At 70.0% G+C, this 23,935-nt stretch carries 21 protein-coding genes; 7 read left to right on the top strand and 14 right to left on the bottom strand.

What is annotated here, in order from left to right:
• Positions 1-14 precede the first annotated feature (14 nt).
• The 3 genes from F0U63_RS40685 to F0U63_RS40675 all read left to right on the top strand — a co-directional run bounded on the left by F0U63_RS40685 (position 15) and on the right by F0U63_RS40675 (position 2,674).
• The gene (locus tag F0U63_RS40685) at positions 15-575 is read left to right on the top strand and encodes a cob(I)yrinic acid a,c-diamide adenosyltransferase (RefSeq protein ID WP_395838989.1); all 561 of its coding nucleotides are present in this window, start codon (positions 15-17) and stop codon (positions 573-575) included.
• A gap of 50 nt (positions 576-625) precedes the next feature.
• A complete protein-coding gene (gene queG, locus F0U63_RS40680) occupies positions 626-1,645 on the top strand; it encodes a tRNA epoxyqueuosine(34) reductase QueG (protein WP_395838986.1) in 1,020 nt (339 codons plus the stop codon).
• An 84-nt stretch (positions 1,646-1,729) separates the two neighbouring features.
• On the top strand, positions 1,730-2,674 hold the full coding sequence (locus F0U63_RS40675) for a DMT family transporter (protein ID WP_395838984.1): 945 nt from the start codon (positions 1,730-1,732) through the stop codon (positions 2,672-2,674).
• 203 nt (positions 2,675-2,877) lie between these two features.
• Here the strand turns inward: F0U63_RS40675 and F0U63_RS40670 are convergent, their stop codons facing one another.
• A complete protein-coding gene (locus F0U63_RS40670) occupies positions 2,878-3,498 on the bottom strand; it encodes a hypothetical protein (protein ID WP_395838982.1) in 621 nt (206 codons plus the stop codon).
• Between the two features lie 117 nt (positions 3,499-3,615).
• Here F0U63_RS40670 and F0U63_RS40665 point away from each other — a divergent pair, with 117 nt between their 5' ends.
• Positions 3,616-4,686 (top strand): YihY/virulence factor BrkB family protein, encoded by a 1,071-nt coding sequence (locus F0U63_RS40665; protein WP_395838980.1) that lies wholly within the window; start codon positions 3,616-3,618, stop codon positions 4,684-4,686.
• Between the two features lie 9 nt (positions 4,687-4,695).
• Here F0U63_RS40665 and F0U63_RS40660 read toward each other — a convergent pair whose 3' ends face one another.
• From F0U63_RS40660 to F0U63_RS40640, 5 genes are all read right to left on the bottom strand, one after another.
• Positions 4,696-5,520 (bottom strand): M48 family metallopeptidase, encoded by an 825-nt coding sequence (locus F0U63_RS40660; protein ID WP_395838978.1) that lies wholly within the window; start codon positions 5,518-5,520, stop codon positions 4,696-4,698.
• A 152-nt stretch (positions 5,521-5,672) separates the two neighbouring features.
• Positions 5,673-7,136: an O-antigen ligase family protein gene (locus tag F0U63_RS40655; protein WP_395838976.1), complete on the bottom strand. Its 1,464-nt coding sequence runs from the start codon at positions 7,134-7,136 to the stop codon at positions 5,673-5,675.
• A 13-nt stretch (positions 7,137-7,149) separates the two neighbouring features.
• Positions 7,150-8,235: a glycosyltransferase family 4 protein gene (locus F0U63_RS40650; protein WP_395838974.1), complete on the bottom strand. Its 1,086-nt coding sequence runs from the start codon at positions 8,233-8,235 to the stop codon at positions 7,150-7,152.
• Positions 8,232-9,074 (bottom strand): PIG-L deacetylase family protein, encoded by an 843-nt coding sequence (locus F0U63_RS40645; RefSeq protein WP_395838971.1) that lies wholly within the window; start codon positions 9,072-9,074, stop codon positions 8,232-8,234. The genes F0U63_RS40650 and F0U63_RS40645 overlap by 4 nt, the downstream gene beginning before the upstream one ends.
• Complete coding sequence (locus tag F0U63_RS40640; RefSeq protein ID WP_395838969.1) at positions 9,064-10,329, bottom strand: glycosyltransferase family 4 protein; 1,266 nt, start codon at positions 10,327-10,329, stop codon at positions 9,064-9,066. Before F0U63_RS40640 ends, F0U63_RS40645 begins: the two co-directional genes overlap by 11 nt.
• A 173-nt stretch (positions 10,330-10,502) precedes the next feature.
• On the opposite strand from F0U63_RS40640, the gene F0U63_RS40635 reads away from it, so the two are divergent.
• Positions 10,503-12,008, top strand: a complete 1,506-nt coding sequence (locus tag F0U63_RS40635) for a hypothetical protein (RefSeq protein WP_395838966.1) — start codon at positions 10,503-10,505, stop codon at positions 12,006-12,008.
• Positions 12,009-12,026: 18 nt separating this feature from the next.
• Here the strand turns inward: F0U63_RS40635 and F0U63_RS40630 are convergent, their stop codons facing one another.
• The 5 genes from F0U63_RS40630 to F0U63_RS40610 are packed head-to-tail and all read right to left on the bottom strand — an operon-like array spanning position 12,027 to position 17,406.
• Positions 12,027-12,935, bottom strand: coding sequence for a glycosyltransferase family 2 protein (locus F0U63_RS40630; RefSeq protein ID WP_395838964.1), 909 nt, complete (start codon positions 12,933-12,935; stop codon positions 12,027-12,029).
• Positions 12,932-14,140 (bottom strand): hypothetical protein, encoded by a 1,209-nt coding sequence (locus F0U63_RS40625; RefSeq protein ID WP_395838962.1) that lies wholly within the window; start codon positions 14,138-14,140, stop codon positions 12,932-12,934. The genes F0U63_RS40630 and F0U63_RS40625 overlap by 4 nt, the downstream gene beginning before the upstream one ends.
• On the bottom strand, positions 14,137-15,321 hold the full coding sequence (locus F0U63_RS40620) for a glycosyltransferase family 4 protein (RefSeq protein WP_395838959.1): 1,185 nt from the start codon (positions 15,319-15,321) through the stop codon (positions 14,137-14,139). The genes F0U63_RS40625 and F0U63_RS40620 overlap by 4 nt, the downstream gene beginning before the upstream one ends.
• Positions 15,309-16,517, bottom strand: coding sequence for an alkaline phosphatase family protein (locus tag F0U63_RS40615; protein WP_395838957.1), 1,209 nt, complete (start codon positions 16,515-16,517; stop codon positions 15,309-15,311). The genes F0U63_RS40620 and F0U63_RS40615 overlap by 13 nt, the downstream gene beginning before the upstream one ends.
• A gap of 13 nt (positions 16,518-16,530) precedes the next feature.
• The gene (locus tag F0U63_RS40610; protein WP_395848503.1) at positions 16,531-17,406 is read right to left on the bottom strand and encodes an SLBB domain-containing protein; all 876 of its coding nucleotides are present in this window, start codon (positions 17,404-17,406) and stop codon (positions 16,531-16,533) included.
• Positions 17,407-17,718: 312 nt separating this feature from the next.
• On the opposite strand from F0U63_RS40610, the gene F0U63_RS40605 reads away from it, so the two are divergent.
• Entirely contained in the window at positions 17,719-19,542 is a 1,824-nt protein-coding gene (locus F0U63_RS40605; protein WP_395838955.1) for a GumC family protein, read from the top strand.
• Between the two features lie 542 nt (positions 19,543-20,084).
• On the top strand, positions 20,085-21,278 hold the full coding sequence (locus F0U63_RS40600; RefSeq protein ID WP_395838952.1) for a glycosyltransferase family 4 protein: 1,194 nt from the start codon (positions 20,085-20,087) through the stop codon (positions 21,276-21,278).
• A gap of 21 nt (positions 21,279-21,299) precedes the next feature.
• Here the strand turns inward: F0U63_RS40600 and F0U63_RS40595 are convergent, their stop codons facing one another.
• From F0U63_RS40595 to F0U63_RS40585, 3 genes are read right to left on the bottom strand one after another with little or no spacing between them, the layout of a single operon-like run.
• Positions 21,300-22,253 carry a hypothetical protein gene (locus tag F0U63_RS40595; RefSeq protein WP_395838950.1) on the bottom strand — a complete coding sequence of 318 codons (954 nt, stop codon included), beginning with the start codon at positions 22,251-22,253 and terminating at the stop codon, positions 21,300-21,302.
• Positions 22,254-22,255: 2 nt separating this feature from the next.
• Positions 22,256-22,435: a hypothetical protein gene (locus F0U63_RS40590; protein ID WP_395838947.1), complete on the bottom strand. Its 180-nt coding sequence runs from the start codon at positions 22,433-22,435 to the stop codon at positions 22,256-22,258.
• A gap of 4 nt (positions 22,436-22,439) precedes the next feature.
• On the bottom strand, positions 22,440-23,621 hold the full coding sequence (locus tag F0U63_RS40585; RefSeq protein ID WP_395838945.1) for an MBOAT family O-acyltransferase: 1,182 nt from the start codon (positions 23,619-23,621) through the stop codon (positions 22,440-22,442).
• Between the last annotated feature and the right edge of the window lie 314 nt (positions 23,622-23,935).

The raw sequence follows: 23,935 nt of genomic DNA, 5'->3' as shown, positions 1-23,935 counted from the left end.
AAAGGAACCCACCCTTGAAGATCTACACGAAGACTGGAGACACGGGAGAGACGGGCCTGTTTGGTGGAGGACGGGTCCGCAAGGACAGCGTCCGCGTGGACGCCTACGGTGAGGTGGACGAGCTGAACGCCACGCTGGGGCTGGCGCGCTCCCTGTCCATGCCGTCCGATCTGGATGCCCTGCTCCAGCGCCTGCAGGAGCAGCTCTTCACGGTGGGGGCGGTGCTGGCCACGCCCCCCGGCACCAAGGCCTCCGGCTTCATCCCCCCGCTCAAGGCCGAGTGGATCTCCGACATGGAGCGGGCGATCGACACCTTCGAGGGCGAGCTGTCCCCCATGACGCACTTCATCCTGCCCGCGGGCGTCCAGGCGGCCGCGGCGCTGCACCTGGCGCGCACGGTGTGCCGGCGGGCCGAGCGCCGCGTGGTCACCGCCCTGAGCGAGGGCGAGGCCTCCAAGGACGCGGTGGCCTACCTCAACCGGCTCTCGGACCTGCTCTTCGTCATGGCGCGCGTGGCCAACCGCCGGGCGGGCGTCGAGGACGTGAAGTGGATCGCGGAGAAGCCAACGACCTAGTCCCGTGGGTCATCTCGGAAGGGGCGCGGCGATTGGGTTATGTAGACACCGTGCCTCCGCTGTCCACCGAACACCTCCGCCAGCTCTCCTCCCAGGTGGGCTTCGATCTCGTGGGCTTCGCGCGCGCCGAGCCCATTCCGGGGGACTTCCTCCTGGAGTGGTTGGCGGCGGGCTGCGACGCCGACATGGACTGGCTGGGCGAGCGGACGGCCGAGCGGCTCGACGTCTCCCTGCTGCTGCCCGGCGCGCGCACGGTGATCGCCTTCGCGACCAACTACTACCGGGAAGAGCCCCGGGCGGAGGACTCGCCCATTGCCCGCTATGCGCGGGGCCGGGACTACCACTCCACCCTGCGCGACAGCCTGAAGTCCTTCCGCCGCCGGCTCAAGGCGGCGTACCCCGAGGTGCGCGACTACGGCGGCGTGGACTCGGGCCCGATGATGGAGAAGGTGTGGGCCGCCCGCGCCGGGCTGGGGTACGTGGGCAAGAATGGCTGCTTCATCACCGAGCCGCTGGGCTCGTGGGTGCTCCTGGCCGTGCTCATCCTCGACGCCGAGGTGGACGCGTACGCCGACGGTCCCACCGCCGATCGCTGCGGCAGTTGCCACCTGTGCATCATGTCGTGTCCCACCGGGGCGCTGCTCGGTCAGGGCCGGGTGGACGCTCGGGCCTGCCTCTCCTACCAGACCATCGAGAACCGTCACGGCGAGGTGCCCGAGTCCTTCCGCGTGGAGATGGACAACCTCGTCTTCGGCTGCGACATCTGCCAGGACGTCTGCCCCCTCAACCGCCGGCCCGTGGCCACGCCCAACGCGCGCTTCGCTCCCCGGGCGATCGCCGAACTGGGAGTGATGGAGCTGGCGGCGCTCACCCCCGAGCAGTACGAGCAGCTCATTCCCGGCACCGCGCTCGGCCGGGCCAAGTACGACGGCCTGCGCCGCAATGCCGTGTACGCGCTCGGGGCCGCGAAACGCACGGAGGCCCGGCCCCTGCTCGAGCGGCTGCGCGAGGATCCCAGCGAGGTGGTGCGCCACGCCGCCGAGTGGGCCCTGCTCCACCTCAATCCCTGACACTTGTCCTGGTGACATTCCACGCGGGAGGAGATGGCTGACCGCGCAGTGAATCGCGAGGGTTTATCTGCTACGTGTCGCCGCGTGCAGGCCTCCACCACCGAGATCCTTCCCGCCCAGCGCGAGCCGCTCAGCGGGGTCTACGCAGCCTTGTTCCTGCAAGTCGTCATCAACGCGGGGACGTACCTGGCCGGCAAGCGCGCCATGGAGGAGCTGCCCCCGCTCACGGTGGTGATGTGGCGCTTCGTGCTCAGCGCCACCCTCTTCTGCCTGCTGCTCGCCTTCACGCCCGGACCCAAGCTGCCGCCGCGCTCGGAGTGGCGCCGCGTGTTCATGCTCGGCCTGCTCGCGGGCCCGCTCAACCAGGTGTTGTTCTTCCACGGGCTGTCCCGCTCCACCGCGGCCCACGCGGCGCTGCTCTACGCGCTCATGCCGCTCGGCGTGTACCTGCTGGGGCTCGCGCGCGGGCAGGAGCGGGCCTCGTCGCGCGCCGTGCTCGGCATCCTCTCGGCGCTCACCGGCGTGGTGGTGCTGTTGCTCGGGCGGGGGCTGGCCTCGGCGCGCGGTTCGCTGCTGGGGGATCTGCTCATCCTCGGCGCGGTGAGCGCGTGGATCGCCTACACCACCGAGGGCAAGCCCTTCGCCTCCGCCCACGGCTCGGTGCGCTCCACCGCGTGGAGCATGGTGGCCGCCGCCCTGCTCCTGCTGCCCGTGGCCCCCTTCGTCCTCGAGCCCGCGCGCACCTTCTCCGCGAGCCCCTCCGCCCTGGGCAGCATCGCCTACCTGGCCGTTCTCACGTCCGTGGTGGCCTACCTCATCTGGTACTACGCCCTGACCAAGGTGCCCGCCTCGCACGCGGCCATCTTCTCCAACCTGCAGCCGGTGATGACGGCGCTCGCCGCGTGGCTCCTGCTCGGCGAGTCCCTGCACGGGGAGCTGATCCTCGGCGGCGCCCTGGTGCTCATCGGCGTGCGGCTGACCCAGCGCGCCCCCACGGCCCCCGGGCGCGTGGGCGTCCAGCGCGCCTAGCCCGCGGAGCTCCTCGCCGTCGCCGCCTTGACCGTCGGCACCGGCGTTTTCACCGGGGTCGTCGTTTCCGGTGCGAGGCCGGACTGCTTTCGGAGGAGCCGGCGCCGTAGCGCAGTCCGTCGATGAGGAGGGCGACCATGCGCTGGCTATGGTCAGCTCCGTACTCGTGTCTGGGCAGGCACAGTCCGGAAAGACGTTCCGTTTCAGCGCTCCCGCCTCGAGCCGCCCTTCTTCGGGGTCGCCGTGGGCTTCGCGGGCTGGGACTCCTCGGTGGCCGTGTCGTCGGAATCACCGAAGATGCGGATCTCCTCCCGCTTTCCCCGGGTGGGCGTGCTCTTCTTCTTCACCTCGGCGGGCGGCTTCGGCGCGGGAGCAGGCTCCTCCTCGGGCTCCAGCTTGGACTCCACGTCGGGCTCGGCCGGCGCGGGGGGAGGTGGGGCGGCGGACGTTTCTTCCTCCGGGGCGGACTCCGCGGGGGGCCTGGCCTCGTTGGCCCGGTAGACGCCCCGGCGCTCCGTGTCCTGGAAGGACGTGGGCTTCGAGGGATCCTCGAACTGCTCCGAGGCCGGAGCCGGGCCGGTGGGGGAGGCGGGCTGGTCTCCCGTGGTGTCCCGGAGCGTGTAGAAGCGGGTGGTGCACGCGTCACGCTCCCGGGTGCACCGGGCGACGCACTGGTTGAGCTGCTGGTACTTCGTCGTGCTGCCGCCAAAGTCGATGGTGCAGTCCTCGCGGCACGTCCCGTAGTCCTCACGGCATCCCGGGGGGATGGTCCGGTCATCGCCAGCGGTGAGTGTCAGCAGGAGGACGAGTGGGAGCACGGGCATGGTGGGGGTGAAGGGTAGCAGGCCTCCAGGCTGCGTGGCATGGGCCGGGCACTGGTGCTCGGGCCCCTCTCGTGGCTAGCTTCCCCGCTCAACCCCCAGGACCCGGGCCGGGAAGGAATGCGACTGCGTAAGCCGAGGAGCCTGACATGGCGCGAGTTCTTCCGGCGCCTCTGGGTGGAGATCGAGGAGGACGCGGTCACCGAGTGCGCGGCGCAGCTCGCCTTCTATTTCCTCTTCGCGCTCTTCCCCTTCCTCTTCTTCGTCGTGACGCTCGCGGCCCACCTGCCCCTGGAGCGGGGCGCGGTGCTGTCCATGGTGGAGCGGCTCGGCCCGCTCATGCCGGCGGATGCCCTGGGCCTGGTGCAGGCGCACCTGCGCGCCATCGCCCAGGACACCCAGCCGCGCCTGGTCACCTTCGGTCTGGCGCTGTCGCTCTGGTCCGCCTCGCGCGGCGTGGACGCGTTCCGCCGGGCGCTCAACCTCGCCTATGACGTGCCCGAGTACCGGCCCCTGTGGCACACCCAGGGGCTGTCGCTGCTCATGACCGTGGCGGGCTCGCTGTTCATCCCCGTGGCCCTCACCCTGTTCCTGTTGGGCGGGCGGTTGGGGGAGTGGATCGCCCAGCACCTGCACGTGCTCAACGCCTACCATGCCGTGTGGTCCTGGCTGCGCTGGCCCTCCATCACCGCGCTCGTCATGCTGGCGCTCGCCCTGTGCTACTGGCGCCTGCCCGCGGTGCGCCACCGCTACAGCTTCCTGTCCCCCGGCGCGCTGATCGCCAGCGTGCTGTGGCTGCTCACCACCTGGGGCTTCACCCAGTACGTCGAGCACTTCGGCCGCTACAACGTCACCTATGGCTCCATCGGCGGCGTCATCGTGCTGCTGCTGTGGCTCTACCTCACCGGCCTCATCTTCATCCTCGGCGGCGAGGTGAACGCCATCCTCGAGCAGGCCGAGGCCGAGGCGGCGCGCGCGGAAGGACGGCCCCCGCCCATCGAGACTCCCCACCTCAAGGGCGAGGCGCAGGTGGAGGCGGGAGGCTCGGGGCGCGAGCGGCTCGGCTTCTGGCGGTGGCGCCGGCGCATGGCCGAGCGCGCTCCCACCGACATCGAGCCCCCCGCCGAGCTGCGGCAGGAGCCACCCGAGACTCCCCCAGCGGGAGAGCCCGAGCGCACGCCCCTGCCGTAGCGCGGGCGCCTACTTGCGCAGGCGCTGCTTGATGGCGGCGAGCTGGTTGCCGCCCAGCTCCGAGCCCGTCAACCGGTTCTGCTGGATGAACTGGTTGATGTGCACGACGCGGTCGGCGCTCGCCGGGTGCGTGCTCAGCCACTTGAGCACCGCGGGCGTCTTGCCCTCCTGGGCCGCGAGCTTCTGGAAGAAGGAGGCCAGGGCGTGCGGATCGTAGTTCACCGCCGAGATGTACCTGGCGCCCAGCTCGTCCGCTTCCGTCTCGTTGCCGCGGCTGAAGGCCAGGGCCGCGCCATTGCCGGCCAGGCCCGCGGCGATCTTCGACACCGTCCCGGCGTTCTTGCCGAGCGCCGCCTCGATGACGGCCTGCTCGCCGTACTGCAGCAGCATCGCCTGGGCGGAGTGGCGGCCCACCACGTGCCCGGCCTCGTGGCCCATGACGCCGGCCACCTCCGCCTCGTTCTCGGCCGCGAGCAGCAGGCCCGTGTACACGTAGAGGTAGCCGCCCGGCGTGGCGAAGGCGTTCACCGTCTTCGGATCATCGATGACGTTGATCTTCCACTTCACCCCGGGGCGATCCTTGTTGGCCTGCTGCAGGATGCGCGAGGAGAGGCCGCGCACGTACTCCACGACGGTGGGGTCCTCCAGGTACTTGATCTTCTCCTTCGTCTCCAGCTCCTGCTTCACCTGGAGGCCGAGCTGGTTCTCCTGCTGATCCGAGATGAGGATGGAGGCGGCCGTGCGCCCCACGTTGAACTTCTTGCCCTTCGCGCAGCCCGTGGAGAACCCGAGCGCGTACGTGAGGGTGACCACCGCCAGGAGAATCCGCTTCATGCCTCGCCTTCCTTTGTCTGGGTGATGCGCCGCAGGGGGGCGTCGTAACCATCGGGCCGGGGGCTCGGCAAGGGCCCCGTGGTGAAGGGTCGGCATCACGACTCCTGGCCGCGAGGCCCAGGGCTCCGGGCCTCGCGGGGTACGCCTCGTTTTCAGGCGTTGCTGCCGGAGGGCGTGTTCGTCACGGGAGCGCTCAGCTCCAGGCGGCGGCGGGCGCGGGCACGCGCGCGCAGCCGGGCCTCCACCCACCGCGAGGGCCGCGCCGGATACAGGCTGGCGAGGGCGCCCAGCAGGATGTGCAGCAGGAAGAGCAGGGGCGTCTGGCGGATCTCCCACTCGACGAGGCTCTGCAACACCACGCCGAGCAGGGCGAAGAAGACGCCGGTGCCGAAGCGGGAGCGGAACGACGGGGAGCGCGCGCGCAGGAAGCTCGCCCCCAGCTTCAGCCAGCGCCACCAGAGCACGCCCAGGAGGATGACCCCCAGCCACCCGCTCTCACCCAGGGTGATGGCGTACAGGCTGTGCGCCGGAGCGGCCTGGGGTGCCTCCACGTTGGAGCCCGCGGGGATGGGCCTGACGCGAGGGCGCTCGTCGGTGCTCTCGTAGGGCAGGTAGCGCATCCCCAGCATCGGCCCGTAGCGGTTGCTGACGCACCAGGACCAGTTGTTCAGGCCACAGCCCCAGGGCCGCTCGTTGACGATGAGATCGGCCAGGTTGAGGTAGACGATGCGGCCCTCGGTGGGCTTGTCCCCATACTCCGCGGCCAGTGACGTCTCGAAGCGGGAGTTGAAGGCGTCTCCGAGCTTGAGGTACAGCCCCGTGCCGACCACGGCGAGGAGCACGGCGGTCACCGCCACGCGAACCGGGTTCTTCCAGAAGCCGCAGGTGAGGCCCACCCCGAAGAGCAGCAGCAGGATGCCGACGAAGCCCGCGCGGGAGATGGTCATCACCACCGACAGGGTGCCGAGCAGCGCGCCCACGCCGCACCAGCGCCGCAGCCTGCGCGGCGCGTCGGAGAGGTAGACGGCGAACAGCATCGGCGCCGTCATCAGGTTGTACATGGCCAGGCTGTTCGGGTGGTTGAGCGTCCCGTCCGCCCGGGCATGGCCCAGGATGACCCGCGAGTACACGGCCGCGAGGAATTCGTACGAGGTCGACAGTGCCAGGGCCGCGACGATGATGCGCAGGTGGCGCTCCTCCTTCACGTAGAGGGCCACCGCGAGGAAGAGCAGGGTGGCGCGGATCATCTTCGACAGCTCGAACAGGCCGAAGATCCACGGGTCCGACGTCACCACGCGCAGCGCGTTGTAGCCGACGAACAGCACCATGGCGGACAGGCACATGGGCATGGCCGTGCCGGGCTTCCTGCGCTTCAGCTCGTCGACGAGGACGAAGATCCACAGGTAGTCGAGCCAGGACCACTCGAGGCCGCGCGTGGTGCCGCGGTACCACTCCCGGCTCATCAGGTTGATGTCGATGAGGCCGGAGTGGACGGTGCCCAGCACCAGGAGGAAGACGCAGACGTCCTTGCGCCAGGACGCGCGCCCCACCCAGCCGCACCCCACGTAGAGCACCACGGCCGAGACCAGCAGGAAGAGGATCGACTTGATTTCCATCAGGACCGCTCGCTCAAGCCAGCGCCTCCTGCGCGGCCACCGGACACAGCTCCTCGGCCAGCTCGATCAGCACCTGGGCTCCCGCCCGGTCGGTGAAGCGCTCCTGGGCGAAGCGCAGCGCGTGGCCGGCCGTGCGGCGGAGCGCCTCGGGATCCTCGAGCACCGAGCGCAGCGTGCGCCGCCATTCCTCCACGTCTCCCATGGGCACGAACCAGCCGTTCTCCCCGTGGCGGATGTAGTCCTCGGTGCCGATGCACCGGGTGGCCACCACCGGCACGCCGAGCGACATGGCCTGGATGAGGGTCATCTGCCCGCTGGCCGTCTCCTGGTTGTTGACGGGAATGGCGACGAGCTCCGCCTCCGCGATGATGCTCAGGTAGTCCTGCTGGGGGATGCTGGTGATGACCTTGACGTTGGCCGGAACCGGTCCGGAGGGCAGGCCATGTGGATGCGCCACGACCACCAGTTGGATGGGCAGGCCCTCCACCGCCTTGAAGAGGGTGGCGTAGTCCCGGCCCGACGAGCCGAGCGAGGCGATGTAGCGCGGCGCCAGCCCGAAGCGCTCGCGCGCCCCGCGGAACTTCTCGGCCTCGAGCGGCACTCCGGTCAGGTACGTGAAGTGGAAGCGGGACTCCGGCACGGCGAAGGTGCGCGCGTACGCGGTGCGCTCTTGCTTCGTGTAGACGATGAACCGGTCCACGTACCGGTAGGCGATGCGTGACAGCCACTTGCGCGCCCCGTGGTACTCGTGGCCGCAGTTGAAGTACCAGACGATATGCGGGGTGCGCTCGAAGGTCAGCAGGTTCACGAGCCCCTGCGTGAAGCCTCCCTGCGGGAACGCCGTGACGATCACGTCCTGCGGATGGCGCGCCAGGTGCAAACGGGCCTTCAGGGCGAGCTGGACGAGCTGCAGCCACTTCTTGCCGGGCGTGCGCTTCTGGGTCGAGTCGACGCGCTCCTCCAGGCCCACGTACGAGCACTCGAAGCGCTCGGGAGGCAGGAACTCGCCCAGCCACTTGCGATCCGGGCGGAGGAACCACGCGACGAACAGGACGCGCACCTTGGCGCGCTCTGCGGGGGTGTCCTGGTCTTGGTTCATGAGATGGGTCGTGGGTTGAAGTCGATGCGACGATAGAACTCGAAGCCGTCGAAGAAGCATTCGAGGAACTCTCCTCCGTCGACATCCCGGAGGGTAACCCAACGCGGGTCGCCGTGGCGGCGTTCCAGCTGGGAGGTGTGCCGGGCCAGGGCCGCCCGCTTACCCGCGAGCACCTCGTGGACGTTCACGCACGTGCGGAACGCCGAGGAGCGCACCAGTCCCCTCACCGTCGAGGCCGTATTGCGCACCCACGTCCGTGGATCCCTCAGGGAGCCATCCCGGCGCACGTTCGGCCAGTAGCGCCAGGACCAGACGGCGTACTCGAAGACCGTGACGGGCCGGTTCACGCGCCGCAGGGCCTCGTGCACGATGAGACAGGTGGTGCCATGGTCCGGGTTCTCTCCGGCCGCGTAGGGAACGAAGAGCTGCTCGGGCCGATGCTCTTCCAGCAGGGCGACGACCCGGGAGATGGCCTCCTCCCGATGCTCCAGCAGGTAGCGGTCGGGAAAGCCCAGCAGGTGCACGCGCGAGGCGTCGACTCCCAGCAGCTCCGAGGCCTCCAGGGCCTCGCGTGCGCGCAGCGTGCTCAATTCCTCGGGCGGGAGCAGCTCCGGATGCGAGCCGGAGCCATCCGTCACGAACACGATCCGCACCGGCACGTCCAGGCGCCGCTTCAAGAGGATCGTCCCGCCACAGCCGAGCGTCTCGTCGTCGGGATGCGGCGCGAAGACCATGGCGGGACGCCGCATCTCCCCCTCGTCGAGGCGCCGCGCCGAGCGCGCCAGGGCCGAGCGGAAGGCCTGCCGGGACAGGGCTCGAATCAGGGCGCTACCTCGCACGGCGACGGTTCTCCTCGAGGACTTCCAGATAGACGTCCTGCGTCCGCTGGGCGAAGGCGGTCCAGCTGAAGCGCTGGCGGACGACGTCCTTGCCCGCCCGTGCCGCGGCGTCGAGCCGCTCGGGAGACGCGAAGCACGAGCGCAGGGCCGAGGCCCAGTCCTCCGTCTCCTGCGAGTCCACGAACAGGCCCTGCTTCCCGATGGCGTCCGCGAGGATCGCCAGGCCGAAGCGCTTGCCCATGAGCACCGGGCAACCCGCCGCCCAGGCCTCCAGGACCACCAGACCGAACGGCTCGACGTGGGAGGTCATCATCATCAGGCTGGACAGGGCGAGCAGATCGGGCACCTCCTGTTTGGCATCCAGGTTGCCCATGAGGTGCACGCGCGCGCCCAGGCCGGACGCCTGGATCTCCCTCTCGAGGAGGGCGCGGTAGTCGGCCTCCACCGTCGCGCCCGCCAGCACGAGGTGCGCGTCCGGCGGGGCTCCCCGGGCGAAGGCCTGGATGGCCAGCAGCTGGTTCTTCGCCCGCGTCAGACGGGCGAGCACGGTGATGACCGGGCCCTTGGCGAGATGCGGCCAGCGGCGGCGTGCCCGCTCCGCGTCGCCCGACTCCATCCGCTGGAGATCCACCCCCTGCTCCATGAGGATGACGCGCTGGCCGTACTTCGCGGTCATGGCCTGCCGCTCCTCCTCGTTGAAGACGATGATCCGCGCGGCGTCGTCGAGCACGCGGCGCGCGCCCACGAGCATCCCGAACGGACGGCCCAGGTCCACCGCCCCCGAGAAGCGCTCCGCCATCGCCTTCTGCTGCCAGTCCTGGACGGTGAGCAGCGGCCCATGGATGGAGATGACATAGGGACGCTTCGTCAGCCGCAGGGCGGTTCGCACGGCCCCGCCAATCCGGCCGGCCGTGTGCAGATGGACGAGCGGGAGCTGACGGTCCAACAACAGCCGCAGGGGCTCATCCACCGTGAGCACGCTGCCGGTCTCCTTGAGCGCCCGCCGCTTGCTCGCGGAGCCGAGGTACGGAGACAGGACGTGGAAGCGCGTGACGGGGACCGTGGGATCCAGGGCATGGCCGGAGCCACTGGAGCCCGAGAGCATGTAGGGCGCGTGGATCTCCGCCCCCCAGCCCAGGAGCGCGAGATGGCGTGCCAGCTGCTCCACATGGGTCTCCATGCCTCCCCACTCGGCGGGATTGTATTTGCGAATGACGTGCGCCACGCGCGGCATCACTCGGGTCTCGCCAGCCATGTTCCTCCCACGAATTCACGGGCCATTCCCGGCAGCATACGGGGGCCGTGGGGTGTCTCAAACGGGAATGGGGAGGCAGGAGGCGGAGACCCTCCGCGAGGGGAGCACTCGGCCGAGCATGGCACGAGGGGACGGGGTTCCGGCGCGAGCCGTGGTATGCACGGGGGCGCACCATGAGCCAGAAGCCTTCGACCCGGGGAACGATCTTCAATCTCATCGCGGCTTGCGCGCGGCACCTCGCGGGGGTCGTGGCGGGTCTGTTCACCATTCCCCTCGTCGCGCGCTCGATGGGCGCGGACGGGCTGGGGGCCTGGGCGGTGCTCAGCACCACCGGGTACCTGATGGCGCTCTCGGATCTCGGCTTGAGCGTCTCCGTGCAGCGCACGGCCGCCCGCCCGGACCACGCCGCCACGCGCCGGATGATCAGCCTGGCGCTCCTCGTGGTGTGCGTCGTCTGCCCGATCCTGAGCTTGGGCGCCTACGCCCTGATGGTCTGGCTGCCGTCCGCCGATCAGAACGTGGCGCTCCAGGCGGACGTGGCCCGTGCCGCCCTGCCGATGCTGTTCGCGGGCCTGGTGGGCTCGCTCGTCAACCCCATCCGGGGCTTCCTCATCATGAGGAACGACTTCCCGGTGCTGGCCCGGGCGCGTGCGTATGCCTCGGCGATCCAGGTGGCCCTGACCGCCCTGGGACTGTCGATCTCCCCCACGCTCCTGGCGCCCACGCTGGGCGTGCTCGCCAGCTCGTTCCTCGAGTCCTTCTTCCTCGTCCGGGCCGCCCTCCGGCATGACCCGGAGCTGTCGCTGCGCCCCGCGTGGCCGAAGGATCCCGCCGAGGTGCGCGATGCGTTCCGTCAGGGCTCCGCGGCGCTGGCCATCAACTTCGGCGTCGCGGCGGCCGTGCGCGCGGACGTCCTCATCCTCACGTCGTACGTGCCCCTGGCCGCGGTGGGCGCCTACCAGGTCGCCGCGCGGGCCGTGGACCAGGTCGCCGTCTTCGCCAAGCAGGTGTGCGCGTGGCTGCTGCACCGGCTCGGCACCGCGGAGGAGCGCTCCTCGGCGGTGCGGCTCGGCACCGCGGCCATGGGCGGACTGGTCGCCAGCGGACTGCTGGCGCTCTGGCTGGATGGCTCGCCCCTGCTCGTGGCCTGGGCGGGTCCCGTCGCCGCCGAGCGGCTCACCTCCGTGACGCTCGCCATCCTGGGCTTCGCGGCGGTCATCCAGGCGTCCCAGGAGGCCTCGGCGGCCACCCTGACGCTGAGCAACGACAGCGCCTGGCGGGCGGCCCACCCCATCCTCATCGGCCACATGTTCAACGTGACCGTCTCGCTCATCGGCGTGAGGTACTTCGGCGCCTGGGCCGTCGCGGGCGGCACGGCCTGTGGCAACCTGCTCATGGCGGTGCTCATCTGGGGCCGCTCCCGCGCGTTGATGCAGTGGCGCCTGTCGCAGGTGCTCCAGACGCTCGCCCCCATCCTGGGCGCGGTGCTCGTCGCCGGGGCCGCGGGCTGGGGGCTGGCTCCGCTCTCCACCGTCCATCCCCTGGCGAGCGCGGCCGTGTGCGGCGTGGTCACCATCCTGGGCACCGGGACGTCCCTGTTCCTCTGGTGGCGCCGCGACACCGCCAGCGCTTCCGCTCCGCCGCCCCCCGTCACCGCGGAACTGCCCGCCGTCGAATAAGCGCCGGCGGGCCGCTGCTCACTGCCGCTCGAGCACGACCTTCTGTCCCACGCTGGCGTCGCGGTTGCCGCTGCGGCGCCGCTGCTCTCCCAGCCGATGCCCCTGCAGGTGGGCCCAGTGGTAGACGAGCCGCCGCGGGAAGGTGAGCGCGAGTCCCGGCAGATCCCTCGCCGCGACGTGGGCCAGCGCATCGCGGGCACAGGAGATGCCCGTGCGCACGGCGAACCGGGCCAGGGACGCATGCTCACGCAGGATGAACGCGTCCGCCTCGCCCTCGATGAAGCGCCGCCCGTAGAGCTGCCGGAGCGTGTAGTTGTGCGAGTGCATCACCAGCGCCTCGGGCACGTAGCGCACGCGCAGGCCGTTGTTGCGCGCCCAGTAGCCCCACTCGGTGTCCTCCGAGCCCCATGCATCCTCGTAGAAGGGGTGCTTCTCCCAGGCCGCGCGCGTCATCGCCGCGAAGGGCAGCGAGTAGGCCATCCAGGGCGGAGCGTCGCCCGTCTCGGGGAACGCCGCGGCGTAGTCCCGGCGCACCCAGGTGTGGGCCTCGGGCCGGGGGAGCTGGCGCGCGAACGTCGCGTCGGCGCTTCCGTTCTCGATGGGCGCCACCAGCCGCTCCAGCGCGTCGGTGACGAGCGGCACCGTGTCCGAGTTCTGGAAGACGATGAGGCTGCCCTTGGCCTCGCGGATGGCCATGTTGAGCACCAGGCCGGGGAAGTACTCCTTGGCCTCGATCTTCACGAGCCGGCAGGGGTAGCGGCTCACGATGTCGAGCGTGTTGTCGGTGGAGCCGGAGTCCACCACGAGCAGCTCGAAGTCCCGGCGCTTCTGGGAGAACAGCGCGCTGAGCGCCTGCCCGACGACCCAGGCGGCGTTCTTCGTGCGCATGATGATGGTGATCTTCCCGTCCGTCGTCGTGTGATTCATGAGGGAGTGTCCTCCAGGGTGAGGCCGAGCTTGCGGGCGGTGTGGATGAAGTTCGGGTCCCCCGCGGAACCCCAGAAGCGCAGGTAGGCGCGTTGCAGATCGATACCGGAGGTGCTGGCCGCGCCGAGCGCCTGCCGCGCGAACTCCCGGCCGGGTCCGGGCGCGCCGTAGGTGACATAGGGGAACACCGCGGCCATGAGGCCCCGGGCGCCTCCGAGCCGCAGCCCGAGCCGGGCGCGCCTGCCCAGCTTCACGGGCACCGCCGGAGGGGACTTCAAGCCGGCGCGCAGCTTGTGCAGCCACGCCCGCGCGTCGAGTCCTCCCTCGACGAGCGCGTGCCGCAGCGCGCGCTCGGGGTAGTCGCTCCAGTCGAGCCGGGGCACGCCCAGCCGGGCCGATTCGCAGGCGAGGTGGACGGCGGCGAGCTGCGTGCGCGTCTCGGACATCCACGCGCGCAGGTCCCGCCCGGCGAAGCCTGCGTAGTCCGGCTCGAACCGGAAGGCGCTGGCCTCCTCGTACAGGCGCCGGAAGGCTTCCGGGACGTCGGTGCGCGCGGCCATGCGGCGGCGCTTCTCCACGTAGCTCCAGTCGTACGCTCCGCGGAAGAACAAGAGCGCGTCGCCGTAGCCGATGATGGCCTTCACCGTGTGCCGGATGAGGGCGCGGCGCGACTCGGCGTCCAGCTCGCCCCGGGCCAGCAGCAGCTCGTTGATGACCAGGAGCGTGCCCCGGTTGATGAGCAGATCCCTCACGTCCTCCGGGAGGATGGCCTCGACGCGGAAGCGCTCGAGCGAGGGCAGCAGGGCCGCGTCTCCCAGGATCGTCTTGTGGCCGTGCCGCACGTCGTACCACATGACCCGGCACGGAGCCCGGTTCAGGCTGGAGAGCGTGACGAGCCCCATGTCGATGCCGACCTGGTACTCGGTGCGCAGGGGCTCCAGGGTCCGGTCGAGCTCGGCCTTGAGCCCCGCGGGCGGCGCGTTGCGGAGCACGAGCATGAGATCGAGGTTGTTGTGGGGCCGCTCCTGGCCCCCGGCACGGTCCACGCCGCCCTCGCCGCGGCCATAGCCCCCGATGAGGGCGAGCGTGAGCAGCTCACCTGGCGCGAAGCGCTGGGCGATGAGGGCGCCCGCGCGCGTCACGAGTTCCGAGATGGTGCGCTCGACGGCGGGGGAGCCCCGGTGGGTGTAGCGCTCCCCGGTCATGCGCGCCTCCTGCCCTCGGAGGCCACGCGCTGCATCAAGCGGTGCAGGCCGGCGACATGGTGCTCGGGCAGGAAGCGCTCCCGGTGCAGCCGCATGCCCTCCTGGCCCATCTTCTCGCGCAGGGCCTTGTCGCCGAGCATCCGGTCGATCGCGGCCGCCAGCGCGGCGGGGTCGCCGGAGGGCACGCCCAGGCCGGTGCGCTCAGGGAGGAGCCACTCGCCGATGCCACCGATGAGGCTGCCGATGACGGGCGTGCCGTGCGCCAGGGCCTCGAGTCCGACGAGCCCCAGCGTCTCCGGCGCGCGGCTGGGGAAGACGAGACAGGTGGCGCGGCGGTACTCGGCCGACAGGGCCTCGCTGGAGGTCAGGGGGCCCACGAAGGTGACCCGGTGCTCCAGCCGCAGGGCCTTGGTCAGGGCCTTGAGCTCCTCCTGCTGCCGCCCCTGTCCCACCAGACGAAGCCGGGCGGGCCGCGAGGTGCGCGTGAGCGCGTGCAGCAGCACGTCGATGCCCTTGCCGGTGCTGAGCTGACCCACGGCCAGCAGCAGATCCTCCTCGCGCTCGACGGGCTGGGGCGCGTCGGCGGGAGGCCGGGCGTAGAGCGGCAGGACGTGGAGGCGGGCGCGGTCGAACCCATGGGCGGCGATGTGGCCCGCCATGTACTCGGAGCCGACGACTCCCATCTCCTCGTGGCGCACCAGCTCCTGCTCGGCCTGGAGCTCGCGCAGGGAGGCCAGCTTGACGCCGGGCCACTGGGCCGTGCGCCCGATGAAGCCCAGGCACGTGATGCAGGCGCTGCCCACCGTCTGGGTGCAGGTCGTCTTCGTGAGCGTGGTGTACTTGTGCTCGCGCAGGCAGAACATCCGGTGGTCGTGGAAGAAGCGCATCACGGGCGCGGGCGAGCCGCGCAGGGCGCGGGTGCCCTCCACGCCGAGCTGGTGCACGTACACCAGGTCCGGCGCGAGCTCGCGCAACTGCCGCGCCAGGTCCACGATGGGGAAGGCCCCCTCGAAGGGCTCCAGCATCACGGGCGCGGGGTCCGGCGAGGCCCCGACGTCGTAGAACAGGAAGGAGCGCACGCCATGCTGGGCGAGCTCCCGCGCCGTTTCCCGCACATAGCGCTCGGCACCACCCACCGGCCGCGCGCTCTCGTTGATCCACGCGACGGTCAGGCCGCCCATGACACCCCCGTGCCGCCCAGGCCGAGCAGGGAGCGGATCCAGGTCGCCACGTCCGTGAGCGCCCCGACGCCCGCGGGAATGGGCCGGTCCGAGGCGATCGCCGCCCGGGCCGAGTGACAGTCCACGTCGTAGCCGTGCATGCCGCGCACCGCGCCGCCCACGAAGCTCGGGGAGAAGAGGTTGCCCTCGTCGAGCACCAGGAACGCGCGTCCGTACGGTTCGTCCTTCACGGGCGCCTTGCGCGCCTGGAGCTCACGCGTGTCCAGCCACCGTCCTGGAAGCCCTTCGGCCTCCACCAGGGCGCGCACCCGGTCCAGCTCCTGGTCGCTGCCCCAGAAGCGCATCATCGTGCTGTCCACGAACAGGCGCGTGCCCGAGAGGTGCCGCAGGAGGGGACGCGGGTCGATGACGCGGTGGATGTCCGCCATGCCGTGGTCGCCCACGACGATGGTGGTCACCTCGCCGCCACCCGCGCGCATCGCCTCCACCGCGCGCTCGATGCCGGTCGTCACCCGGCGCGCGGCGGCCGCCGCCTCCTGGCTGCCGTTGCCCGTGCGGTGGAGCGCGCCGTCGATCTCGGTCGCGTACGCGAACGCGAGCTGAGGCTTCTTGGTGCGCAGCATCTCCACGGTGTGCTGCCAGCGCTCGGCCTCGGGCATGCGCCAGGGCGCGGTGAAGACGCTCAGTCCCGCCTGGCGCGCCTGGGACAGGAACGTCTCCTGTCCCCCGATGCGCTCGGCGGTGAAGAGGTCCTCGCGCTCGGGCATGTCCAGCCACTCGAAGAGCTCGGGCGGCACCCGGTAGAGGTCCACGTAGCCGGTGAGTCCCGCGGTGCGCGCGAGCACCTTGGCCGCCAGCCGCCGCACCCGGCCCCGCTCGTGGATGAGGCGCGGCAGGAGGCCCAGGTGGACGAGCGGCGAGAGGATGCCGGAGCCCTGATTCGCCTGGGAGAAGAGGCACATGCGCCCGTGCTGCTCGGGCGGGGTGCCGGTGAGGATCGTGGGCAGTGCGCCGCAGGAGAAGCCCAGGATGCCGTGCAGGTGTCCCCGGTAGGGCAGCCCTCCCAGCCCGCCCGCGAACTCGAGCTGTGACGGCCCGAGCGCGTCGACGAAGACGAGCAGGACGCGCTGTTCGGCGCCGCCTCCCGTCCTCGCGACCGTGGGGGAGGGCTGCTGGGAGATGTGTGACGGATGCATGCTGTGTTGGTTCCTAGCGTTGGAGCTGGGTGCTCACCGCCGCGGCGGCACCCACCGACAGGAGGGGAATCAGGCGCTGAATGACATCGGTGGTGGTGTAATACCAATGAGAGGTGACGAAGACGACGTCTCCACGCGCCAGTTCTACATCCGTTCCCTTGCCTCCGATGAGATCCGTCACGCTCGCCCGGTAGACACGCGGCTTGGAGAGCGGTCCCCGGATGACTCGCACGTCCGCGTAGTCCGCCGCGTTGCGGACCAGTCCGCCCGCTCCGGCCAGGGCTTCCGACAGCCGCAGGCCCTTGCGCCAGGGAACCGAGCGGGGCTCGCGTACGTCGCCGTAGACGGCGATGGCGGCGCCTCGCAGCGCGGGGACGTACAGCACGTCACCGCTCTTGATCTGGACGTCGTGCCGGGGGTTGCCCATCACCGCCTCGGGGACGCTGATGGGCAGGGCCACGCCCGCCCGAATCAGCCGCGTGGACTCGAGGTCGCCGTATTCGATCAGCTCGGCCGACCGCTCCAACTCGCCCACCCGGGTGCCGCCCGCCTTCGCCAGCAGCTCGGAGACCCGCGTTGGACCGCCCAACGGGTAGATTCCCGGTTTCTCGACCGCACCCAGGACACTCGCCTGGTGCCCCGCTGGCTCCACGAGCGAGAGAGACACGACGCCGTACTTGTCGAAGCGCCGCAGCCCTTCCTGTATCCTGGCCTCTGCCACATCCATACTGATGCCGCCGACCTGGACAGCGCCCACGAGAGGCACGTAGAGGACCCCCAGGTCGTCCACACTCATGCGCCCGACCTCGAACGGGGTCACCGAAATGATTCTCAAGGAGAGCACATCGCCCGGTTTCAACACGAAGGGCTCGGGGGGAATGGGAGCCATGCCGGTCGGCGTTGCGACTTCTTCTTGCTTGAAGTCGGGATCTTCCGAGGGCGTGGTGGGTGCGCGTGGCAGATGAGCGCACGCGGGAAGGACGAGCCAGGCTCCAAGGGCGAGTGTGAGCAGACGCGACATCGATGACCTCAATCTCCAGGCAAGAAATACGCCACGCGATTTGTGGCATCTGTTGTGTGGTAGTGGAAGGCGAAACAATGCGGACCTCCAGTAGAAAGCAGAAGATCCTCGACCTTGGGGCGAGGACACAAGGTGGCAATGAGCAAGGGGTGAAGCGTGTTCGCGCCAGTTGAGGGGGAAGTGCCCGATTCGGGTTTGGAGCAGCGGCCCGGCCTGCCGTTGGAGCCGGTGCGGCTCGCGTGGGCGTTGCGCCGGAAGGCCCGGCTGATCGCCCTGGCCGTGGTGCTCAGCATTCCGGTGGGTCTGGTCGCGGCGTTCTTCCTGGCCCCGCGGGAGTTCGTGGCCCACTCGGTGCTGGTCTGGGAGCCGGTGGCGCGTTCCTCGACGCCCGCCCGGGATCTGCAGACCCTGACGAGCTCGGTGAAGTTGCCGAGCAACATCGCGCAGGTGCGCGAGCGGCTGAAGCTGACCAACTCCCTCGAGGCCGTGGGGGCGCGCATCCGCGTGGGCGTCGTCTCCAACGAGTCGAACGTCCTGACCATCTCGGGCTCGGGCGCCAACTCGGAGGAGGCTGCTCTCTTCACCCAGGCCGTGACGGATGTCTTCCTCGATGCGCGGGTGCGGATCGCCCGGACGCGCGCGGAGGAGCAGCTCAAGGGCGTCAAGGAGGATGTGGAGCAGATGCACAAGCAGCTCGCCTCCGCCCGTGAGCGCTACGACGGCTTCCGTGCCCAGCACCACGTGGTGGACTTCACGCTCGACCGCAAGGCGGCCATCGAGCAGCTGGCCCTGCTGCGCTCCGAGGTGACCAAGAGCCGCGTCGAGGCGGATTCCTCCTCGACGAAGGCGAACCTGCTGCGCTCGGCGGTCCAGAAGGCCCCGGCGCAGCTCGTGCTCACGGAGAACCAGGTCCAGGCGGATCGCCAGAAGCTGGCCGAGCTGAGCGCCCAGCTCACCGCCCGCCGCGCGAGCCTCTCCCAGGAGCACCCCGAGGTGCAGGGACTCCAGGCCTCGGTGGAGGCCCTGGAGCGCACGCCCGCGGATGCCTACACCGTGACGGGCAGGCAGGTGGGGGCCAATCCGGAGTTCCTGCTCCTGCAGGAGCAGTTCACGCGCGCCTCCATCGATGGAGAGGCGGCGCAGCAGAAGTGGCAGTCCTACTCCAAGCTGCAGGAGTCCCTCGGCGAGCGGGTCCTCCAGCTCACGGCGTTGGAGGGCGAGGCCAACCTGTTGCTGGCGGACATGCATCTCGCCGAGGAGCGCCTGGGCAAGCTCAAGGCCGAGCAGGCCGAACTCGAGGCGGCGGTGCGTCAGCCCTCGTCCGAGCTCCGGGTGCTCAACAGCCCGGTGCCCCCGCCCTATCCCGCCCACTCGTCCCGCCGCAAGGTGGCCCTCGCCTTCCCGCTGCTCGCGGGGCTGCTCGCCGTGCTCTTCGTCGCCGGCCAGGAGCTGCGGGGCTTGCGGTTGCGCACCCCGTCGGAGATCGCCTTCTGGGCGAAGGCCCCCGTGCTCGCCTCCTCGTCGTGGCCAAAGGCCCCGGAGGAGCTGCGCAACCTCACCTTGGAGCTCGCCTCGCGCGGAGAGCAGGCGCAGGGGACCACTTTGCTGCTGCCCCTGGACCCCGCGCTGGGCGCGAATGCCGCCGAGCTCGTGGAGGCGCTGCGCGCGCGGATGCCCTTCCTGCGGCTGTGGGACGAGGCCGATCGCGTCCAGGCACTGCGCCGTGCCTCGCGCGAGAGTGCCCGGGTGGTGGTGTTGGTCGAGGCGGGGGCGCACGCCGCGCTGGAGTTCACCGGACTGCGGCGTCTGCTGGGCCGGGAGGACGGCATCGGCCTGGTGGTGCTCGGGCTGGGGCCCGAACTGGCCCTGCTGCGCGATCGGGTGGGGGACGATTCGGACTTCTGGGGTCCACCCCTGAGCCATGCGGAACTGTCCCCTGTCCGCGGCGTGGTGAAGGAATCGTATCCCCTCGATTCCGAGCAGCGGCTGAGCGGGCGGCGGTGACGGGGCCAGCGGCGCCCGTTGGGCACTCCCAACGGGCCCCTCCCCGGTGTGTGGAGATTTTTTCCACCGCCTTGCGATCCAGACATCCCATTTGAGGACAATCTTGTCGGGCGGCTGGCTCATCGGGAGGAGCGAGCCCCCTCGGATCTTCATTGGAGCCCGTACCTTCGAACCTGTTCGCCTGAGCCACCGGGCGCGAGCCGCGCATGGCGTGCCAGTTGCTTTGTTCTCTGGATGACTTTTCCAGGGAAGACAGATGGATTTCCCTGGGAAGGGCCTGGACGCGCGCGGACGCACGAGGTGTGCCAAACTTCCTTGGAAGTTTCCAAAATCTTTATTCGTTTGCTACATGTTCGACGCCCCAGGCACACTGGACCTGGTTTTTTATATCAGGTATTTACTTTGCGATAACGAAACTGTCATCCCTTGGACCAGGACAGCCCGGAGTTGTTGCTTCGGTGATGAAGGGATGAGGGGGCCGGTGAGGCCCGGATACCAGGGCCTGGCGATTTCATTGCGGTAGAGGTGGGAGAGGCAGACGCATGAGGCTGGCAATGGCGCTGGGCGGAACCGACTGGGGACGCTCCGGAATTGGGACGTATACTCGAGCGGTACTGTCGAGGCTGGGGCGCACGCTGCGTGCGTCCGGTGGCGAATTGGTGGCGCTCGGTACCCCGCGGGATTTCGAAGCGTATGAGGGGGTCCTCGCGGACGCGAGGCGGGTGGTGTTGCCCTCGCTGTTGGACAAACCCGTGCTGAGTGCCTCGTGGTATCTCACCCGCGTGGGGGCCTGCGCGCGCGCGGCGGGCGCGGACGCGCTCCTGCTGCCCGCGGCCAACCGCCGGGTGCCGCTGCGGCTCGGTCTTCCCTCGGTGGGCGTGGTCCACGATCTCGCCCAGTTCAACGTGCCGAACAAGTACGACGGGCTGCGCACCCGCTACGTGCGCAACCTGCTGCCCCGGGCGTTCTCGTCCCTGTCGGCCCTGGTCGTGGTCAGCGAGTCCACTCGCGCGGACGTGGCGCGCATCCTCGACTACGCACCCGAGCGGCTCCACGTGATTCCCAATGGCGTGGACACCGAGCACTTCCACACGCCCGATCCCTCGCAGATCGCGCGGGCCCGCGCGCACACGAACCTGAGCGGTGACTACCTGCTCTACCTGTCGCGCCTGGAGCATCCGGGAAAGAACCACCTGCGGCTGTTGCAGGCCTATGCCGCGTCTCCCGTGCGCCACACCCACCAGCTCGCCCTGGTGGGAGCGGACTGGGGCGGTGAGGCCCGCATCCGCGCGGAGATCCAGCGCTTGAAGCTCGAGGAGCGCGTGCGGATCCTCGGCTTCGTGGCCGACGAGTTCATCCCCGGGTTGCTCGCCGACGCCTCCGCGGTCATCGCGGTGGGGCTGTGCGAGGGCTTTGGTCTGCCCGCGCTGGAGGCGCTGGCCATGGGCCGCCCCGTGGTCGTCTCCAACACCGGCGCCCTGCCCGAGGTCGTCGGAGAGCTGGGCATCCTCTGCGATCCCTACGATCCCTCGGACATGTCCGCGGCGCTGACCCGGGTGGTGGGAGATGCCGCGTGGCGTGAGCGCATCGTCCGGGAGGGCCCCACGCATGCGCGGCGGCTCAACTGGGATCGCTCCTGCGACCAGCTCTTGTCCCTGTGCTACCAGGTGGCCGCCGTCCCCAGGCCCGTCCCGGTGCGTCCTTCTCGCATCACGCCGGCGATCAAGGCGGCCTAGCCGTACCGCGTGCCGCGGGCCTCAATCGCTGGAGCGATCGAGGCCGCGCGACAGCTCCTGCCCGAGCTTCTCGCTGAAGAGCCGGGCGCCCTCCGGATTCAGGTGGACGCCGTCCGCCTTGTAGTACTTGCGCTCCGTGACCCACTGGCGCGCGTCGATGTAGAGGCCGTGGGCCGCCTCCACCTTCGCGCGGTTGTAGGCGCGCAGCGCGCGTGAGGCCGGCCCGTCGTGGAACGCGGGCGGACGGCCGTCGGGCATCGCGACGACGATCATCCGGACGCCCCGGGTCTCGGCTAGGCGGAAGAGCTCCTTCACGGCCGGGGAGAGCCCCCGGTCCTCGGAGACCACGCGGCCGAGCCGCCGGGTCAGCTCCTCCAGGTCCTCCTGCTTCGGGGCCGTGCCGGCCGACATGCCCCAGGCACCCATCGCCTTGCGGAGCGTCTCCACCTTGGACCAGACGGTGGTGCGCTCGGCGAGCATGGGCAGCAGCGACATGGCGCGGAACCGCCACGCCGTCCCCCACGAGCCGGGTGCATAGAGCGCGGCGGCGTCTTCGGGGAAGGCGTAGGCGAGGGCGCGGCTGCTGATCATGTCCCGCCAACCGGTGTTGGACTGGAGGCTGAGCTGATCGTCGAAGTAGCCGTAGACGATGGTGCGCACCTGGGGCAGACGCGGGAGCGCCTGTTTCAGGACGAGCGCGTGCTCCACGGGCGTCGTCGCGTGGAGCGCCGCGTTGAACGAGACGGGCGCTTGTCCGGCCGGGCTCCACGCCGCGGCGAAGGCGGCGAGGTCCGCTCCGTCCTCGAGCAGGGAGTTGCCCAGCAAGAGCAGCCGGGTGTCCCGGGGGGCGTTGTCGAGGCGGGCGAGGAACTGGCGTCTCGCGGTCAGCCGGGTCGCCATCGCGACGGCGAGGTTGAACACGACGAGCACCGCGAGCGCGGTGACAACGGACGGGAGCAGGCGCCTTCGGGTCATGGTCAGAAGTCGATGTAGATGAACTTGGACGCCTGTCCCGAGAAGGCCAGGATGGCGCAGATGAGCAGCCCCCAGAAGAGCCCCAGCGTGAGGGGGGACAGGGGGCGCATGCCGTCGGGTGGGGCGTCGGTGACGCCTCCCAGGTACTCGAGCCTCTCCTTGAGTCGTAGCGGTGTCTTCATCGTCTCACCCGAGGAACAACCGGCGGAAGAAGAACCGGGCCGTGGGCAGGTCCATGCAGAAGAACGCCCAGCCCAGGTTGACCATGACGAAGGTGAGCGTCCAACTCAGCGCCTGGCCGGCGAAGGACGGAGGGCCCTCGCGGGGGCCGCGCCAGCGCGACCACAGGCGATGGATGGCGAGCAGCACTCCGTGCCAGAGCCCCCACACGACGAAGTTCGTGCCCGCGCCGTGCCAGATGCCGCTCACCAGCATGGTGGTCATCAGGTTGGCGTAGACGAGCACGGGCGCGCGCCGCGAGCCGCCGAGCGGGATGTAGACGTAGTCGGTGAGCCATTTGGAGAGCGAGATGTGCCAGTGCCGCCAGAACTCGGCGATGTTGGTGCACAGGTAGGGCCAGTCGAAGTTCTCGGGAACCTTGATGCCGAACAGGCGCGTGGAGCCAATGGCGATGTCGGAATAGGCCGAGAAGTCGAAGTATATCTGCATCCCGTACGCGAGCAGCCACACGGGCAGCATGGCCCGGTTCGCCACGGCGAGATCGGCCTGGTTGAGATGGACGGTCATCGCGGTGAGGGTGTCGGCGATGACGAACTTCTTGGCGAGGCCGCAGAGGATGCGGGTGGTGCCGCGCTCCCAGTCGGTGCGCCAGTCGGTGCTCGGCGCCTCCAGCTTGGGCAGGAAGTCCTGGTAGCGCTTGATGGGTCCGGCCACCATGGTGGGGAAGAACAGGATGAAGGCCATGTACTGGCCGAGGCTGCCCGTCCTCGTCTTGTCGCGGTAGCGATCTACGGCGTAGTGGATGAACTCGAAGGTGAAGAACGAGATGCCGAGCGGGAGGAACGCCCCCTCCCAGTAGAACGGATTCGTCTCCCGGGGCCCGAAGGCCAGCCCGGTGAAGAAGTTCCAGTACTTGAACACCGAGAGGAAGAAGATGCTCTGCACCACGCCGAGCAGGCACAGCCACGAGCCGGGGCGGTAGAGGCGGCTGCAGAGCGCCTCCCAGGCGAAGATGGCGAGGCAGGCCGCGCCCACGGCGCCACCGGACTCCGTCAACGAGAAGTAGACGAAGAAGAGTGCGCCGAAGAGGGTGCACATCCACGGCCTGGCACCGGGAGGAAGGAGCCGGAAGAGCAGGGCCGCCGGAATGAGGAACAGGAGGAAGTATGCGAGGGTGTTGAAGATCATCCGAGAGCCGCACTCTTTGAGCCGCGCCCTTGTAGCCCAATTCGCGAGAGCGCGGGGACCTCAGCCTGCCAGGCGACCACCTTCCGTCCTGCTCCCAGGCGAAGGTGTCAGACGATTCGTGGCCGGCGAAGGTGTCCCGGCGAAGGTGTCAGACGATTCGTGGCCGGCGAAGGTGTCAGACGATTCGTGGCTCGGCGAAGGCTGGCGAAGGTGTCAGACGATTCGTGGGGGGGCGAAGGTGTCCCGGCGAAGGTGTCAGACGATTCGTGGCGATTCGTGGGCGAAGGTGTCAGACGATTCGTGGCGGGAGGCCT

Origin of the sequence: Cystobacter fuscus (assembly GCF_044360685.1) — a bacterium.
Lineage (GTDB): Bacteria > Myxococcota > Myxococcia > Myxococcales > Myxococcaceae > Cystobacter > Cystobacter fuscus_C.
Note: the sequence above shows the minus strand (reverse complement) of the source record. Positions and strands in the feature narration are given on the sequence as shown.